Annotated in this window: 12 protein-coding genes; 8 read left to right on the forward strand and 4 right to left on the reverse strand. The window is 39.0% G+C overall.

The features are described from left to right. Nucleotides 1–272 precede the first annotated feature (272 nt). From D0T08_RS00725 to D0T08_RS00740, 4 genes are all read left to right on the forward strand, one after another. Nucleotides 273–2,702, forward strand: a complete 2,430-nt coding sequence (locus D0T08_RS00725) for an outer membrane beta-barrel protein (RefSeq protein WP_116980651.1) — start codon at nt 273–275, stop codon at nt 2,700–2,702. Nucleotides 2,703–2,929: 227 nt separating this feature from the next. Then, nucleotides 2,930–4,465 (forward strand): SBBP repeat-containing protein, encoded by a 1,536-nt coding sequence (locus D0T08_RS00730; RefSeq protein WP_116980652.1) that lies wholly within the window; start codon nt 2,930–2,932, stop codon nt 4,463–4,465. A gap of 31 nt (nt 4,466–4,496) precedes the next feature. Then, nucleotides 4,497–6,029: an SBBP repeat-containing protein gene (locus tag D0T08_RS00735; RefSeq protein ID WP_116980653.1), complete on the forward strand. Its 1,533-nt coding sequence runs from the start codon at nt 4,497–4,499 to the stop codon at nt 6,027–6,029. A gap of 370 nt (nt 6,030–6,399) precedes the next feature. Continuing rightward, nucleotides 6,400–7,977, forward strand: coding sequence for an SBBP repeat-containing protein (locus tag D0T08_RS00740; protein ID WP_116980654.1), 1,578 nt, complete (start codon nt 6,400–6,402; stop codon nt 7,975–7,977). Nucleotides 7,978–8,011: 34 nt separating this feature from the next. Here D0T08_RS00740 and D0T08_RS00745 read toward each other — a convergent pair whose 3' ends face one another. Then, nucleotides 8,012–8,512, reverse strand: a complete 501-nt coding sequence (locus D0T08_RS00745; RefSeq protein ID WP_116980655.1) for a GNAT family N-acetyltransferase — start codon at nt 8,510–8,512, stop codon at nt 8,012–8,014. A gap of 77 nt (nt 8,513–8,589) precedes the next feature. Further along, entirely contained in the window at nt 8,590–9,312 is a 723-nt protein-coding gene (locus tag D0T08_RS00750) for a carbon-nitrogen hydrolase family protein (RefSeq protein WP_116980656.1), read from the reverse strand. A 207-nt stretch (nt 9,313–9,519) separates the two neighbouring features. Here D0T08_RS00750 and D0T08_RS00755 point away from each other — a divergent pair, with 207 nt between their 5' ends. After that, nucleotides 9,520–11,778 carry a TonB-dependent receptor gene (locus tag D0T08_RS00755; RefSeq protein ID WP_116980657.1) on the forward strand — a complete coding sequence of 753 codons (2,259 nt, stop codon included), beginning with the start codon at nt 9,520–9,522 and terminating at the stop codon, nt 11,776–11,778. 135 nt (nt 11,779–11,913) lie between these two features. Here D0T08_RS00755 and D0T08_RS28045 read toward each other — a convergent pair whose 3' ends face one another. Further along, the gene (locus tag D0T08_RS28045) at nt 11,914–12,036 is read right to left on the reverse strand and encodes a hypothetical protein (protein ID WP_255413502.1); all 123 of its coding nucleotides are present in this window, start codon (nt 12,034–12,036) and stop codon (nt 11,914–11,916) included. An 81-nt stretch (nt 12,037–12,117) separates the two neighbouring features. Continuing rightward, entirely contained in the window at nt 12,118–13,719 is a 1,602-nt protein-coding gene (locus tag D0T08_RS00760; protein ID WP_116980658.1) for an FAD-dependent monooxygenase, read from the reverse strand. Between the two features lie 281 nt (nt 13,720–14,000). Here D0T08_RS00760 and D0T08_RS00765 point away from each other — a divergent pair, with 281 nt between their 5' ends. From D0T08_RS00765 to D0T08_RS00775, 3 genes are all read left to right on the forward strand, one after another. Beyond that, nucleotides 14,001–15,611 carry an alpha/beta fold hydrolase gene (locus D0T08_RS00765; RefSeq protein WP_116980659.1) on the forward strand — a complete coding sequence of 537 codons (1,611 nt, stop codon included), beginning with the start codon at nt 14,001–14,003 and terminating at the stop codon, nt 15,609–15,611. 405 nt (nt 15,612–16,016) lie between these two features. Then, nucleotides 16,017–16,532, forward strand: a complete 516-nt coding sequence (locus D0T08_RS00770; RefSeq protein ID WP_116980660.1) for a hypothetical protein — start codon at nt 16,017–16,019, stop codon at nt 16,530–16,532. Between the two features lie 125 nt (nt 16,533–16,657). Further along, nucleotides 16,658–18,085: a serine hydrolase gene (locus tag D0T08_RS00775; protein WP_116980661.1), complete on the forward strand. Its 1,428-nt coding sequence runs from the start codon at nt 16,658–16,660 to the stop codon at nt 18,083–18,085. Nucleotides 18,086–18,195 lie beyond the last annotated feature (110 nt).

Here is an 18,195-nt window from a genome sequence, read left to right on the forward strand (position 1 = left end):
TTTTTCCTTTGCTATTAAATACAGAACAAAGGTCTTGTATCTACTTCACATAAATGTATCCAAAACCCTGCGTATTGTATCCAAAGTGTGGAAAAAGGAGGACGGAGAATGGAAAGCGGAGTGCACGTAAAGTTTTACGGTTATTTCCCTCTGGGGGTTAGGGGGAGTTATCCATCATTCTTTACACTTAATCAAGTATTATTTACAGTTTATCAATTCTTAAATGGATGTATTTAGCATATACATAAATTCATTGGAAAATTCAATAAACAATGAAAACGCTATTGCTATTACTAATATCCTTATTTTCGTTTAATCTCTTTGGGCAAATCACAGGTAAAATAATTACAGCTAAATCAGAAGCCGTTCCCTTTGCTAATGTAGTATTACTTTCTGCTAAAGATTCAAGCATAAATACGGGTGCAGCTACTAATGAAAACGGAGATTTTCAACTAAACCCTACCCGAACGGGTGAGTTTTTCCTCCGTGTCAGTAGCATAGGCTATCAAAATTATCAATCTAAATCCTTTGCTTTTAATAACTCTCCAATTCAAATCACCTCCATCTACTTAGCCGAAGAAAATAATGCGCTTAATGAAGTTACGGTTTCGGCTAAGAAAGATCTTATCCAAAATACTCCTATTGGTAAAGTTATTAATATCCAAAGCAGCCTCATGACTAAGGGGAGTAATGCCTTACAGGTATTGGAGCGGCTGCCAGGTGTTATTTCAGATAGACGCAATAATCAGTTTAGTCTGAACGGACAAAGTGGCGTGACTATTCTTTTCAATGGACGTAGAGTGCCAATGTCGATGGAAGAATTAATGAATCTGCTAGAGAGTACAATCGCAGACAACATCGAAAAAATAGAGTTGATTACCTCTCCTACTGCGCAATACGATGCCGATGGTGGGGCTGGTATTATCAATATAATCTTTAAGAAAAAGGAAAACGAGGGCACGCGGCTTAATCTATCAGTTACAGCAGGTTATGGTTATCGGGAAAAGGCCCTTACTTCCATTGGCTTATCACATGGTTTCAAAAAAGCCCATATAAATGCTTCTTATTCTTTTGGGCATAATCATGACTACTCGGGTTATAAAGGTCATGGTACCTCAAATTTCCCTTTTATGGGTGGTTATAATAGTACTATTTTTGGAGGATTGACTGACCGTATTCAACAAGTGCACAATGCAAATGTCCTGGCCGAGTTCCGCCCTACTAATAAAACCTCTTTTGGAGGTGAGTTATCGTTTTCATCTAGCAAAACGCATAATCTGGTTGAGATTATTGGCGACCGTATTATGCCTGATGGTAGCTTTTTAGGTTCACGAGGATTATCTGATGGTACCAATCAACGGCAGAACTTTATTTCATCCCTCTATCTCAATCAGAAGCTTTCAACAAAATCTCAATTAAATTTTGACCTGAGTTATATCGGGTATAACAACGATAGTCCTAATCTGGTCACGTATCGGTATTTCAATGAAGACGGTAAAGACATCCCTCCTACCAACCCTATATTTAATTATGGTAATCGTGGACAAAGCCATTCTACCATTCATGTAGGTGTTATCAAGGCAGATTATAGCTTGCAACTCACCCCTAAAATACAAGCAGAGTTAGGTTTTAAAGGCAGTTATACGACGAACGCCAATACTAGCAATGTAGAGCGCAAAGTGAGTGATGTGTGGGAGATTGATCCACGTACCCAAAGCACTATTAGCGGAGATGAGAAAATAATAGCAGGCTACTCGCAATTCCGGTTTCTGCTTAATTCTAAATCGAATCTGCACGCAGGTCTTCGTTATGAATACTGGCAACGCAATATTACTATTTACAAGGAAGCATTTACTATAGCCCAATTTTTCCCTTCCCTGCTCTATACTTATGCCATTAACGATAAGAGTAACCTCAGTCTGAGTTATAGTCGTCGTATTACCCGTCCGGCTTATACCGACCTGATTTCTAACCTCTTTTATAATGATGCCACCTTTGTTTTCTCGGGCAATCCGCTACTAAAACCAACGATTACTGATGCTGTAAAAGCAGAATTTAATAAAAAAGGGTATAATGTAGGTTTATCCTTTCAATATGATTTGCACCCTATTCTACGCTATCAGATTACATCCAACCCTCAAAAAGATATTGGTGTGTCATCCCCACAAAACCTTGATTATCAAAAAAGTATGAATCTGTTTATCAGCGCACCTGTCCAGATTGCATCCTGGTGGAAGTTTACTTTAGGTAGTACTACGGCGCTAAGACGCTATAAAATATCCTACAGCCTTAATCCTGCCGTAAAAACTTATCTTTTCCAGAACCTGAATTTTACCCAAACGATTTCTTTGCCGAAAAACTTTGAAATAGAATTATCAGGCTGGCAGAATTTCCCGTTCTTTGATGGGGCCAATCGTCTGAATGGTTTCGGTGTCATGAATTTAGGGATTGCCAAAAAACTCAAAAACGACAAAGGTACTTTTCAGCTATCACTGCCCGACTTGTTTCAGACTACCTCTTACTACACACATATAGGTAGTATGACACCTATTGCTTTCAATATCAGAAGCGAGTCAAATTTCAAAGACGAAACTGCACTTTACAGAGTTGTTAAACTTACCTATTCAAGAAGTTTCGGTAGAAACACAAAAAACATCAGCAGAAATACTGACGACGAAGAAAGAGAAAGAGTGAGAAAGTAGAACTTATCAGGTCAAAATTGGAATACCTGTTCTATTTATCTGATAAGACGGGTATTTTATTTTAGCACTTAACCCAATTGCTTTATGAAAAACTATTTCACTGCCAAAGCGATAATATTTTCACAATAACAATTGATGAATCGTATCTTACAATTCATACATAATAATCTTCCTTTGATACGCCTGTTTCTCTAAGTTCGCCTCGTATTAGATTATTTAATAAAATTATGCAAAAAGCTACTTTAAAATTCATTTTTGGCTTGCTACTGCTCGCCAAAAGCATCTGCACGTATGCACAAAATGTAACCATCACGCCTGATGGCATCACACCTGCCAGTAACAGCACGTATCCACGGCTTGCATATGATGCACTCCTGACCCTACCAAATCCACAAAAAGGTGATATTGCCTACGACCTCACCTTTGGCTGTTTACGCGCCTATAATGGTCAGAAATGGATATGCACTAATCAATCAATTGCCGCTACCAGCACACCCAACCTGGCTGCAACAGCTACTCATGGTGGTCGGGGAAATGACCAAGGACAAGGCATCGGCACTGATGCTATGGGGAATGTCTATGTAGCTGGGTTCTTTGCTGACACTATAACTTTTCAGAATACTACTAAAATCACGAGGGCTGCGCATTGTTTATTTGTCAGCAAATACAACAGTAGCGGTACTTTGCAATGGGTACAAACAGCTGGAGGAACAGGTTATACCTATACTACTGGACTTACTGTAGATAGTGTTGGCAACTCTTATGCAGTTGGCTATTTTACCGGTACAGTTATGATAGGCAATACTACTATGACTGCTTCACCTGTTAATTTTTTCATAGCTAAATATAATACCGACGGAGATTTTCAATGGGTAAAAACCGGGATTGGAGGTGTACCATATAAAGTAACGCTGGATAAAAATAACAATGTCTATATAGCAGGGGCTTTTAGTAATACTCTTAATATAGAGGGCCGAAGTAGAAATTCACAAGGTAATTTTGATGCATTCCTGGCCAAATATGATAGCGAAGGGAATTATAAATGGTATAAAACTGCCGGAAGTGGCAATTATGACGCCGCTTTCGGTATAGCCGTAGACGCAAACAATAATGTGTATATAGCAGGCAAATTTCAAGGGGTTATTACATTTTTTGACCTCACAAAAGTCTCTCAAGGGGCAAGTGATGCCTTTATTGCAAAATATTCGCCTGATGGTGCAATTCAATGGGCTGAATCATTTGGAGGTGAAAACGATGACGAAGCTTCTGATATAGCCATTGATGAACATAACTTTGTCTATTGTATAGGCTCATTTGACGCTTCGGCCAATTTTAAAGGTACCTACAAACAATCCAAAGGTTTACGAGATATTTTTATTTTGAAATTACATCCGAACAGAGATGTAGCATGGATAGAAACTATTGGCGGAATTGGCAATGAGGTTGTCTGCAAACTAACTCTGGATAATGAAAGCAATGTATATATAACAGGTAATTTCAATGACTCAATTGATTTTGGAACTACCAACAAAATTCCGGTAGGTGATGAGGATGTTTATGTAGCAAAATATCATAAAAAAGGAATTCTGCTATGGGTACAGACCATCGAAGGCCCTGACACACAGCAAGCACAGGCTATAGCTACCGATAACAACGGAAACGTATATCTAACAGGGTTCTTCAGACAAACTACCAGTTTTGCAGATATTTCTTTCATTTCAGCCGGGCGGGAAGATATCTTTATTGCTCGCCTGCAAATGTAGATTTTTATTTTACTTATTTTACAGGTACATCATGAAAAAGAATATTCTAAAATTTGCTTTTGCCTTGCTATTGCTTGGCAAAAGTATCTATACATGCGCCCAGAGTGTTACCGTCACACCCAATGGCATTACTCCGGCTAGCACCATGAGCTATCCGCGCTTAAGTTATGAGTCTATCCTGGCTTTGTCAAATCCTCAGACAGGTGATATAGCCTACGATCTGACTTTTGACTGTTTGCGTGTTTATAATGGGCAGCAATGGGTAAGCGTCAATCGGTCTTCTGCCAATAAAACACCTATTGCCTCCACTATTGATACGCCCGGCAGTAAAAGTTATGACCAGGGGCAAGGGATAGCTACCGATGCTAATGGTAATATATATATAACAGGGTTCTTTGGCGATACCGCTACTTTTGGTAATATAACCAAAATCAGTGAGAGCTTTCGTTGTTTGTTTGTAGCCAAATACAATAAAAGCGGTATTTTACAGTGGATTCAGATCACGGGTGGTACTGGTCAGGCCTATGCACTTGATATTGGACTTGATACTTATGGAAACGTTATTATTACGGGCTATTTTTTTGGTACAGTTTCTTTCAACGGTAGCCCTGTCACAGCTAGTGGCACCAATTGTTTTATAGCTAAATATACTAACAGCGGTAGTTTTCAATGGGTAAAAACCGGAACTGGTGGTGTGTATAATAAGTTGGCGCTAGACAATAATAATAATATCTACATTACAGGTACTTTTATGAATACGCTAACTGTAGACGGTATCACCAAAACTTCCAGAGGGTATAATGACCTATTGCTGGCGAAGTATGACAGCAATGGTAATATTAAATGGGTACAAACAGCCGGAGGTAATCTTGACGATGGTGGAAATCATCTGGCCATTGATGCCAACCAGAATATATACCTGACAGGCTACTTTAGCAATACGGCCTATTTTAATCAGCTTACTAAAACTTCTTTTGGTGCAAGCGATGCCTTTATTGCCAGATATAGTAATGATGGGAATATCCAGTGGGTGGAGAACTTTGGAGGCGTCGGACATGACTATGCTATGAGCGTTGCCGTTGATGAGAATAATAACGTGTATTGTACAGGCAATTTCCTTTATACAGTTAATTTCAAAGGCATTACAAAAACTGCCCGTGGAAGCACAGATATTTTTATTCTGAAGCTTAAAAATAGCAGGGAGTTGGAATGGTTACAAACCATTGATGGTGTTGGCACTGATTGGGTAAAAAGCATGTCACTAAGCTCTGATAATACTCTTTATGTCACAGGCTATTTTACCGATATACTTGTGCTTGGGAATAAAACCAGACTTCCTGTGGGTGAGCAGGATGCTTTTGTTGCTAAGTATAATCATAAGGGGAATTTATACTGGGCTGAAATTATTAGTGGAAGCGGTTCTGAAGAAATTCTTGATTTGGCCATAGATACTAACAAAAATATCTATATAACTGGATTTTTCAGACAGATAGCCCAAATCAATAATATCAACTATACCTCCGCAGGAAATGAAGATATTCTGATAGCTCGTTTGCAGATGTAGTTTTTGATTGATTAGGCGTGATCTCAATAATGATAAATTAAATATAAAAGTAGAGTTAGTTGAAGTAAAAGCTAAATGTTGCCCTGGATCAGGGCAACATTTTTTGTTATTCAGAAGAAAATCTCCATTAGCATTAGTGAAAAGCTTTCTATAGAATATCTGATTGGCAAGTTTGAAAAAAATAGCTAAATTTCTTTAAAATCGTCTGAATTAACTACTTTTTGCCCCTATCCTGAGTTTGTTTAGCCATTCAATTTATTTTTTGTCCACTGAATAAAATTATAGCATGTTTCACTCGGGTTTACTTTTTCCTGAATTTTCTATGCTATACTTTTGATACATCATTTATCATTTTTTTCTCTCTAAATACATGAAAATCAATACTTTAAAGTCCTTACCCGACTATATAGCCGGGCTGAAAAGACTATGCCTTATGGTAGCTATATTAATGGCTACTTTTACAACTTATGCACAGAATGTTACCATCTTACCTAGTGGTATTACCCCACTTCCTGCTGGTGCATTACCTCGTTTAAGTTATGATGCCATTCTGGCCTTGCCTTCACCTACAACCGGGGATATGGCCGTTGACTTAACTTTCAAATGTCTTCGTTTTTATACAGGAGACCGTTGGGCCAGACTCATTAACGATGATGATATTAATCTTCCGGCCATTACAGCATGGGCAGAAGGAGGCACTGGTAACGATTATGGCTACGGCGTAGCAACAGATAATAATGGTAACATTTATGTAGCCGGACGGTTTACTGGTACGGCCACCTTTGAAAGCACCAGTATTGTAACCACTGGCGGAGAAGATATTTTCCTGGCTAAATACAATAGAGCCGGAGCCTTGCAATGGGTGAGAAAAGCCGGTGGAAGCAGTGATGACCGTGCTAACGCCGTTGCCGTAGATGCCAGTGGCAATGCGTATATTACTGGCCGTTTTACGGGCACTGCCACTTTTGGCGCTACCAATCTGGTAGGTGCAGGACAACAGGATGTTTTTATTGCCAAGTATAATACAAGCGGCACATTGCAATGGGTAAAAAATGCAGGAAGTCCAGGTTATGATACTGGCAGAGGTATTTGTCTTAGTAATAATGGCTCTGGTGTCTTTGTTACGGGATCTTTTACTAACGTGGCCACTTTTGGAGATACAACTGTTACAAGCCAGGGCAATGGAGACATTTTTATTGCCGGTTGCAGTTCTGAAGGAGAGAACTGGTGGGTTCAGACAGGTGGCAGTCCTATGGACGACGAAGGCTATGCCATTGCGGTAGACAACTTAAATATTTATGCTACAGGCTATTATCGGGGTAATTTGGTTTTCAGTGAAGGTGGTCTGACAAATAATGGTGGTAGTAGTGATATGTTTGTTGTTAAATACAATGCTGACAAAGTGTTTCAATGGGCAAAAAAAGGGAGTGGTCCGATTACTGAAGAGGGCCATGGGATAGTTGCCAGTAGCACAGGAGATGTATTTGTGACAGGAAATTTTGCAGGAACTGCCAATTTTAGTGGTACAGATCTTACCGTTTATGGAGCTGCTGATGCTTTTCTGGTTAAGTACAATACAGATGGAGATATGCAATGGGTAAAACAATTAGGCGGTACAGGCTTAGATATAGGTTACGGTCTCACGCGTGATGCTAATAATAATGTATACGTGACCGGGTCTTTTGAGAGTACTGGTAATTTTGGAGGTGTTTCGCTCACAAGCAATGGAGATACTGATGTTTTTGTTGCCAAATTTACTTCAGATGGAGCTGTGCAATGGGCCCAAAAAGCAGGGGGTGCTGGTGCTGACGTATCTCAGGCAGTAGCCATTGACAATGCAGCCAATCTCTATTTAACAGGATATTTTTCGGGGTCTGCTACTTTTGGCAATACAATTATTACCAGTGCCGGAGGTATTGATGTGTTTATAGCCCGCATGAAAGAATAAGGATAAAAGCGATAAAGATAAGAATCAAAGGAGTTTATTCAACAGACTCTTTTGATTCATTATCAATCAACTTTTTCATCTTGTAATTAGTCAGTTCTACCCCTTGTCTTATAACCGTTTGCTCAGTAACTATCTGAAAACCTTTTTTTTCAAAAAAGGGTCTGGCAGTTTTGCTTACATCAGCCGTCAGGCTTTTTTGCCTTTGATGTCTGGCTTCGGTTTCAAGAGAATTATATAATGCTGAAGCAACGCCTCTTCCCTGATAATCTTTATGGACATAGAACATATCTATATAATTCCCTTTATCTAAAGTTCCAAAACCTACAATTATATTATCCATTTCGGCAATTAACACATATTGCTCTGAAAGGATTGTCTGCCAGCGAGTTATATTCTCTACTCCCATCACCCAAACTTGTATCTGTTTATCATTGTAATCAGCCTTACAAATAGTAGTAATCGTTTCTTTAAACAATTGTTGGAGGTCTGCTAAATCAGCTAGGTTTCCATATCTGATAGTAAATGACTGTGACATATAGGTGAGAAGGGAATCCGTTTTCAATGATTAGTAAGGTTTCCTGCAAAGTGTACATTAAATATAAACGCTAATAATTACTTTAGAGCCATTTGCTCTCTTTGTAAATCCACCGTGAGTAGTCCCTCCCTCACATGATCCAAAGCCGCTACCAATTCTCCTTTTGCATTCCAGAATCCACTGCTTCCCATGCTTACAAAATTATCGCAGTAGCCTACGCAATTTACCATCAACACAGGCATTTGGTATTGTCGGGCAATAATAGGATAATGAATATAGGCTTTATCAACTCCTTTTTGAGATTTGGCTACACTTGCCAGATAGACTCTTGCGCCAAGGGCATGAGCAGTTTGAACATGGCTGGCTTGTAATGACTCATAGCAAATAGCCGGAGCAACTTTCAATGTTTCAGGCCAAAGTATAAGTTGTTCGTGTCCTTCTACAAAATAAGGCAATTCATCGGCATGTAATTGTTGCTTGGCATAGGACTGTAAAGGCTGATTAGTTTGAAAAATCAACATTGTGATCTCTATACCTTTAGCTGTTCTGATAGGCATGCCAAGCCCTATAGTAATACCATGATTATCACTCATTTGCTGGAAAATAGCAAAACGATTATCATCAGGTGTGGTAGCTAATGATTCAGCCAACTCAGGTTCATAACCTGTCAATGAAAGTTCATGAAAAAAGATAGCTTCAGCCTTTTCAACTATAGCTTGTTGAATAAAATGTTGATGTTTCGCAATATTAGCCAAAATATCACCTTTTACGGACTTTGTTTGTGCAAGACAGATTTTCATAAAACCCTAACCCCTAAAGGGGAACTTTTATTTTAATATGATTTTTCAAATCTCCCATTTATTTTTCGAAAGTAAATTATCCAGCTATTAAAAGCAAGGAATGTTGAGTTATCAAATTCTGACTCTAAAAATACAGTACAGTTGCTTTTGAGTATAGTATGTTATATTTGTAAACTTATTTCATCGACATTCGAAAGCAAACCACTCATGAATTTACTGAAACGTATACTTTTTATACAGCTACTCACCATTTCTACGACTTTTGCTCACTTAGGTACTATTGTAGGTAAAATTACCGATAGTAAAACCAAACAACCTATCCGGGGAGCAAATATTGTGCTGACAGGACTGAATCGTGGAGCAATCTCTGATGATGCCGGCTATTTCCAGATTAACAACCTCTCTCCTGCCCCTTATAATGTAGAGGTATCTTTTATGGGCTATCTGGCACAAGCACAGGCAGTAATAGTGAAAGCTGACGAGGCTTCGGTAATTAATTTTATACTCACCAGCACCGAGGTATCCTTAGAAGAAGTAAAGGTTTCTGCTGCCAACCCACAGCATCAGCAGGTTATTTCTAATATAGATATTAAGCTTCGTAACATCAATAATTCACAGGAGGTACTCCGTATTATTCCAGGAGTAGTGATCGGGCAACATGCCGGAGGTGGTAAAGCCGAACAGATTTTCTTACGGGGTTTTGACATTGACCATGGCACAGATATTCGTCTGACAGTAGATGGCATGCCTATTAATATGGTTTCACATGCGCACGGACAAGGCTATGCCGATGCCCACTTCATTATTCCCGAATTAATTGATGGTGTTGATTTCAAAAAGGGTTTGTATGATGCCGATAAAGGTAATTTCAGTACCGCAGGTTGGGCCAATTTCAGAACCAAATCTGTTTTAGACCAGAATTTTGTAAAAGCCGAAGCAGGGCAGTTTAATACGTATCGATTGGTAGGCGGAGCCAATATCTTACTCAAAAAAGCACAGGATAAGAACCAGAATGCTTATCTGGCCGGAGAGTATAATTATTCTGATGCCTATTTTGATGTACCACAGCATTTTAAACGACTGAATTTATTAGGCAAATATCACGGGCACCTAAGTGCTAATACAAACCTTACTTTTACTGCTTCTACTTTCTGGAGCAAATGGAATGCCTCAGGACAAATTCCAGATCGTGCGGTTGCTGATGGTTCAATCGGTTTCTTTGGGGCTATTGACCCAAATGAAGGCGGCGAGACCAATCGAACAAACTTGAATGCCCAGTTTGTGACGCTTACTAAACGTAATCATGTCTGGAAAAACCAGTTCTACTATGCCAATTATAACTTTGAACTTTACTCTAACTTTACTTTCTTTTTGGAAGACCCTATAAATGGCGACCAGATTAAACAAAAAGAAGCGCGGAATCTGTGGGGATATAATAGCAATTATTCCATTGCCCATGGTATAGGTCAAAAACAAGCCACCTTTAATATTGGAGTAAATTATAGACATGATTTGACGAATGATTCAGAATTATCACACACCCAAAACCGTTCAGAGTTATTAGAGGCCATTAAGTTGGGAGATATTAATGAAGCGAATCTTGGTATTTATGCCGATGAAAACATTCAATTGAGCAATAAGCTTACGGCAACCGTAGGTGTTCGTTTTGATTATTTTCATAACCAATACCTTGACCATCTGCAAACCAATACGAAAAGTAAGGCGCAGGCTTCTATACTATCGCCTAAGTTGAATCTGTATTATACACAGAATAACAAACTACAATTGTATCTCAATCTGGGCAAAGGGTTCCATTCTAACGATACTCGAGTGGTGGTAGCACAAAATGGTCTCGATATACTACCTCCCGCCTATGGGGCTGATTTTGGAACCAACTGGAAGCCTTTTCCAAAAGTGCTTATCAATGCGGCTTATTGGTACTTATGGCTACAACAGGAGTTCGTTTACGTGGGCGATGCAGGTGTGGTAGAACCATCCGGGCAATCGGTCAGAAGCGGCTTTGATGTATCTGTGCGTTATCAATTGACCAGAAATCTATTTGCCGATTTTGATGCCAACTGGGCTAAGCCCCGCGCTGTAGGCGAAGCCGAAGGACAAAACTTCCTACCACTGGCTGTAAAATTTACAAGTATTGGAGGGTTGACACTAAAAAATAAAAATGGCTTTAGCGGCAGCTTGCGCTATAGATACGTAGGTGATAGGCCGGCTAACGAAGATAGTAGTATTGTTGCCAAAGGTTATTTCGTAACAGACGCTTTGTTGAGCTATACCAAAAGCCGTTACACTTTAGGACTAAATATTCAGAATCTTTTTAATACCCGCTGGAAAGAAACCCAGTTTGCTACAGAAAGCCGTCTGAAAGATGAAAGTCAACCAGTAGAAGAAATACATTTTACGCCGGGCACTCCATTTAATGCCAGAGCATTTTTGCAGATACAATTTTAACCCCTAACCCCTAAAAGGGGACTATTTTAAGAGTAGAAAGTTTCTCTGCTAAAACACTAATGTTTTTAGATAGTAAAACATTCTAGCTCAACTATAGTCTCCCTTTAGAGGCCAGGGGTTAGCAGTTCAACGAGTTTACGGATACATTTTCTTAGCCTCAACATATCCTCCCTTGGTTTTCATCAGTCTTAGCGACATCTGAAAGAGGAAATTTATCGGGAATTTTACGTATACAAAAGAGCCTTCAATCCGATTCATGATTGTACGGTTTTTTTATTATTTTACGGTGAGAAAAGTAAGGCACCCCTAACACCTAAAGGGGGACTTTATTAAGCTTTCTTATTCTTCTGCTAATAGTATAGCCACTTCATTATCTATTAAATCTTGCTCTGATGGTGTGTGAGAAATCATATCAGTTAAGGAACCTGATAGATAAATTTCTTTAAGGCTGATTGCCAGATCAGGAGTGAAGTTTTTCCATCTTCCTAAAATATATTGGTCGGGAGTGATAAGGTAGGCAGCATCTGGTGTAAGTTCATACAAGTCAATTAAGGCCGGACTACCATCATTCGTAATCGCTAGTATATGAATATTATTTGCAGCAAAATCTGTATCAATATTAGCAGAATGGTTATCTGAATTTATGAGTAAAGTAAACTCAGAATTCAATTTTTCTATCAGATAACCATCATACATCAAACAGTCTTTTATACAACGTCCGGGCGATGTTTCTATTGAATTCCACTCACCCTCCTCACTGTGACTATAGCTGCTATACGCATTGGGCACACTTAGTCGCCCACAATTGATTTGTTTTTTGGCAACAACGTCTCCAACAGCCTGTAGTAAAATAGAATCTCTTACAGATATTGCCTTAACCGTTGGCGGACTAATAAATTGAGTAGAATTAATTGTGCAGGTAATATTTTGTTTGCAAGCTCCTAAACGCTCATGGTTATAAGTTTGCAATAATTTTGCTGTTGCCTTATTGTTTACTATCTCAGCCAGCTTCCATGCTAAATTATCAGCATCGTGCATGCCTGAATTAGCTCCTCTGGCACCAAATGGACTAAAGACATGGGCTGCATCTCCTGCAAAAACTACACTGCCATGTACAAAATTCTCTAACATTTTGTTGCTGAATCTATACAGGCTCACCCAATCAATACTAACAGGTTTATCTCTTACTACCTGCTTTATCTTTTTTATCACAAAATCATGGTCATTTACTATAGTCTCAGGCACTTCTTTTCCTAATTTCACATCCAGTCGCCAGATATTGTTCGGTTGCTTATGTAGTAAAATAGTTTCCTGTTCATTGTGTGGTGGTGCAAACCAGAACCATCGTTCTGATGGAAAATCTGCCTCCATTCTGAAATCGATGATAAGAAATTTCTCTTCCGACCTCGACCCAGTCATTTCCAGATTCATCAGTCGCCTGATTGTACTTTTACTACCGTCGCAGGCTATTAAAAAGTCACTGGTTAAAGCTTGTTCTCCTTCGGGCGTTATTATTTGAATAGTATTGCCTTCAATACTCGTCTCCAGAGATTTTATCCGGTGCTGCCATCGCATATCTATCAATTTTTCCTGCTGAACTGCCGCCACTAATATCTTTTCTACCTCATATTGAGAGATATTCACAAAAGCAGGATACTTGGCGTACTTATCAGGCAGCAAATCAAAGCTATGAATCTCCTGATTTCTAAAAAATATTCTTCCCTTATTCCATTGTACCCCTTGCCCAAAAACAGGTTTCACCACGCCTAGTTTATCAAAAATTTCTAAAGTACGTCTCGAAAAACAAATGGCTTTGCTGCCCTTACCTATCTCACTTTTTTCGTCCAATAGCAAAACTTCTACTCCCCTTTTGGCAAGGAGTAAAGCAAGTGTGAGGCCGGTAAGGCCACTTCCGGCTATGGTTACTTTAAAAGAAGACATAAACGCACACCCTTAACCGAAACGTCGGACCGCCCTAAAGGGGATTTTAAAAATCAGATTAGTATATTGACAAAGTTGCAGGAATTAATTTGTTAAGTCAATTATTAAATTTACAGTTTCAAAATTTATTTGATAATATCCATTTATTAGAACATAATCACTAAATCGCTAAATCACCAATCACTTAATCTACTCAAATGCCGTATAAAAGTCGGCTAAAAACCGTTATCTTTGTTTAGAGTGCAGGCTAATTTTGTCATATAAATCAAAATTACAAAATCATGACAATAGCTAAAAAAATTCTCAACTTACGTAAAAGTCAGGGCTTATCACAGGAAGAATTAGCAGATAAGGCTTCTATCAATCTGCGAACTTTACAAAGGATTGAACAAGGACATACCGAACCCAGAGGACTAACTCTCCGGTTGATAGCTAACGCACTGGGACAGTCTCCCGAAGATTTATTGAGCTTAAATATATCGCTTGATTTAAAAGAAGACCCAAGTTTTCTGCAATTACTGAACCTCTCTGCTTTAACAATCTGGCTGATTCCTTTTGGCAATTTAATTCTACCCCTTATTCTCTGGTGGAGATACCGGGACAAGATTGTTGGTGTCAGAGAATTAGGCCGTCAGCTACTCAAATTTCAACTCATCTGGACATGCCTGACCTATGGTGTTCTAGCCGCTACCATAGTTATAGCGCTCATTCGCCCTGAAGGCATGAATCCTTTTTTTCCAATTTACGCTGTGGCTATCATTGGGTTTCTTCTATTACTCAATACTGTGCTTATCCTTATTGCCTCATTTCAGCTCAGACGTGGCAGGCAGCCCTTTTATTCCAGAATCTTTTCGATTTCTAAAAGACCAGAAGCCTTTATCAAAACTGCTTTTGTGATTGTATTCGGGTTTGGGCTTACTATCACTACACAGGCACAAGTTACAGAATCGCCTCGCTCCTTAGGACAATTAATTGATATAGGTGGGTGGCGATTACATCTTTTCAAACAAGGTACACATCACGCCCAGGGACCAAGTGTCGTTTTAGAAGCAGGAAGCGGAGATTTTTCGTTCGATTGGCTAATGGTGCAAACCAAAGTAGCTGTTTTTACCCGCGTATATGCCTACGACAGAGCAGGTTTAGCCTGGAGTGATTTAGGGCCACGGCCACATACTATGCAACAGGCTGTTTATGATTTGCATACACTTTTGCTTAAAGCGCGAGTTCCCAAGCCTTATGTTTTAGTTGGCGCATCATATGGCGGCTTATTAGTCAGGCTTTTTGAACAGACATATCCTGATGAAGTAGCCGGAATTGTATTAGTTGATTCAGGTAGTGAAACTGGCCGATTTTTCATTAATGGCCGAATGTTAACACCTGAAAAAGATGCTACCGGAAAGTCTATTCCTCCTATAAAAACTGTTGCAACACCCGAAGATAATAACTTAGCCAGAACACCCGAAGCCATAAAAGCGATTGGCGATGCTTTAAATAAAATGGGGTTACCAGCCAAGCAGGTACATGGTTCTTTTGCTCTATTGCCTGATTCCATACAAAAAATACGTTTATGGGCCTTAGGTAAGTACGAGTATTATGCCACCAGCGATAATATTTACCTGATGGATGAATTATTGCAAATGGTTAAAGCGAAACAGAAGAATCCGCAACCATTAGGCAATAAACCTTTGATTGTTATTTCGAGAGGGAAAGCCTTCTCAAATGATAATGAAGCCGAAGAACAAAAACGCCTGCAAGACCAGAAAGAACTTACTAGACTTTCGAGCAATAGTAAGCAAATCATAGCCCGGAATAGCGGTCACCACATTCAACTTGATGAACCTGATGTAGTGGTTGAGGCGATTAAGGATATGGTGAGGATGGTAAGGGAATAATCTTAAACCCTTCATTTACAATAATTGCCCTATCAAAATCTGACAAAGCACTTATAAAGCATGCATCAAAGCAAAGTGAAAGCACTAGCCAAAGCATTTATAGTATATATAAACCAGGAAGTAAAGAATAAATAAACTATTCAACTAAAAAAGTATATTGTCGAAACTGATTAAGATTCAGGAAATAAATGCTGAGTATGTGTATTCCTTAAAATTTGATATGACCATCTACCACATTCGATATAACCCTCAATAGTCTGATTCTATCGAAAACCTTCCCAAACATTTTGAAAGCATAATCCAAAACCAGAAATTTATGAGGATGCCAGGTTGGTAGTGCCAAGACATGGATAACAACACACAACAAGTAGTTCGCAACTAGCTGCCTGCATAACAACTATTGCCATGAATAATAAAAAGAAAGCCTACAATTACTGTCCATTGAGTGCCACTCAAAAGAACATTACCCGTCTTTTTTGGGTGTCTCCAACTACCAAAAAGAAACCTAAAAAGGTTACCAATATAGTGGAAACCTTTTTCAAAGAGAACAGAGATGGTATAGAGAAAAACAGAATTACTACTCCTAAATCGAAACCGGAAAAGGTTACCATTATGGTGGGAACCTTTTTCAAAGAGAGCAGAGATAGTTTACAGAAAATCAGAATTACGAATCCTAAATCGAAGCCAGAAAAGGTTACCATTATGGTGGGAACCTTTTTCAAAGAGAGCAGAGATAGTTTACAGAAAATCAGAATTACTACTCCTAAATTGAAACCGGAAAAGGTTCCCAATATGGTGGAAACCTTTTTCAAAGAGAGCAGAGATAGTTTACAGAATATCAGAATTACGAATCCTAAATCGGAACCGGAAAAGGTTACCATTATGGTGGGAACCTTTTTGCATGAAGACAGCCGTAAATAATTAATATACCTAGATTACGGGATGGTTAGCAGAAGTTATTCCATTGTAGTGAAATTAAAACAAGTTCACTGTAACCTTTTTTCAGAACCTAAGTATCCACACAAAAATCACTTTTAAATTTATTCATGAAAAAGCTTATAACTGTATTAATGCTGATTAGTCAGCTGGGGTTCGCACAATCCAAAGAAAAACAAGTAGAAGATTTCCTGCTTAAGCAGATGAAAGACTTCAAGATTCCAGGTATGCAGGTGGCAGTAGTTCAAAGGGGCAAAATTGTATTTAGTAAGTCATTGGGCAAGGCCTATATTCAGGATAATATTGCGGTTGATGACCAAAGTATTTTTGCCATTAATTCCTGTACCAAGTCTTTTACAGGCGTAGCTGCTATGCAATTGGTTGAAGAGGGTAAACTCGACTTAAATGCTCCAATCTCTCACTATATTGATAGTCTGCCGGCTCAGTGGCAACCCATTAAGATTCAGCAATTATTAGCCCATATTTCTGGTTTACCAGATATTTTGCGCATTCAGGAAAACACTAGTGCTGGTGCATTCAATGAAGCAAAATCATGGCAGAAAGTGATGACTTTACCCATGGATTTTCCTACCGGTAGTCAGTTCAGCTATAACCAGACTAATTATGTACTCCTGGGCAAGGTGATTAGTAAATTAAGAGGAAAGGATTTCACACAGGTATTTCAGGAAAAACAGTTTGATGTAGTTGGGATGCCACACACAGTTTTTGGAGATTCTCGTGACATAATCCCACATTATGCCCCAACTTACTCCTTAAAAAAAGCAATGGATGGGCAACGACTGCCAGAAGAGAAACTCACGATTAATTATGCGGAAGTTCCACCCTCTCGCCGTGGAGGTACTGGCTTAAATAGTACAGCAGAAGACATGGCTAAGTGGGTAATTGCCTTACAGCAAGGTAAATTACTCAAAAAAGAGACTCTTAAAACCATGTGGTCGCCGATAACTTTTAACAACGGCAAGCCTACTAACTGGGCTTTGGGTTGGGGTGTAAACAAATTCCGTCCGAAACACTGGGCGGTCGGAATGACTGGAGGTGGTCGTTCAGCCTTTTTAGTTTATCCGGACGATGAGATGGCTGTTATTGTATTGACAAATTTGCAAGGCTCTTCTCCTGAAAACTGGATAGAAGAACTCGCAGGCTTTTTTAACCCTGAAATTCCCGCCTCTGACCCAATTACTTTATTGAGAATTGAACTTGATAAACGCGGCTATGACAAAGCCATGCAAGTAGTAGAAGAAGCCCGTAAAAAAGACCATGGTTTTAAACCAGATGAAAACGAACTCAACGATTGGGCCTATCGGGTCATGAGCAAGGACAAAAACAAAGAGGCACTTGAACTCTTTAAACTAAACGCAGCACTATATCCTGATAGCTGGAATACGTATGACAGTTTAGGAGAGGCATTACTGAGACTGGGGAATAAGGAAGAAGCAAAAAAAATGTATCAGAAATCTGTAGAGCTGAACCCTAATAATAACGGGGGTAAACAGATATTGGAGAGATTGAGTAAGTAATGTTATAATCTTTCCAAAGTCATTTAATCTCTGTGTTAATGCTTCAGATAATATAAAGTATTAACACAGAGATTTGTTATTGCATTTTCCTCTTTATCGCTTTCTATCAG

Source organism: Emticicia sp. C21, from assembly GCF_003418935.1.
Lineage (GTDB): Bacteria > Bacteroidota > Bacteroidia > Cytophagales > Spirosomataceae > Emticicia.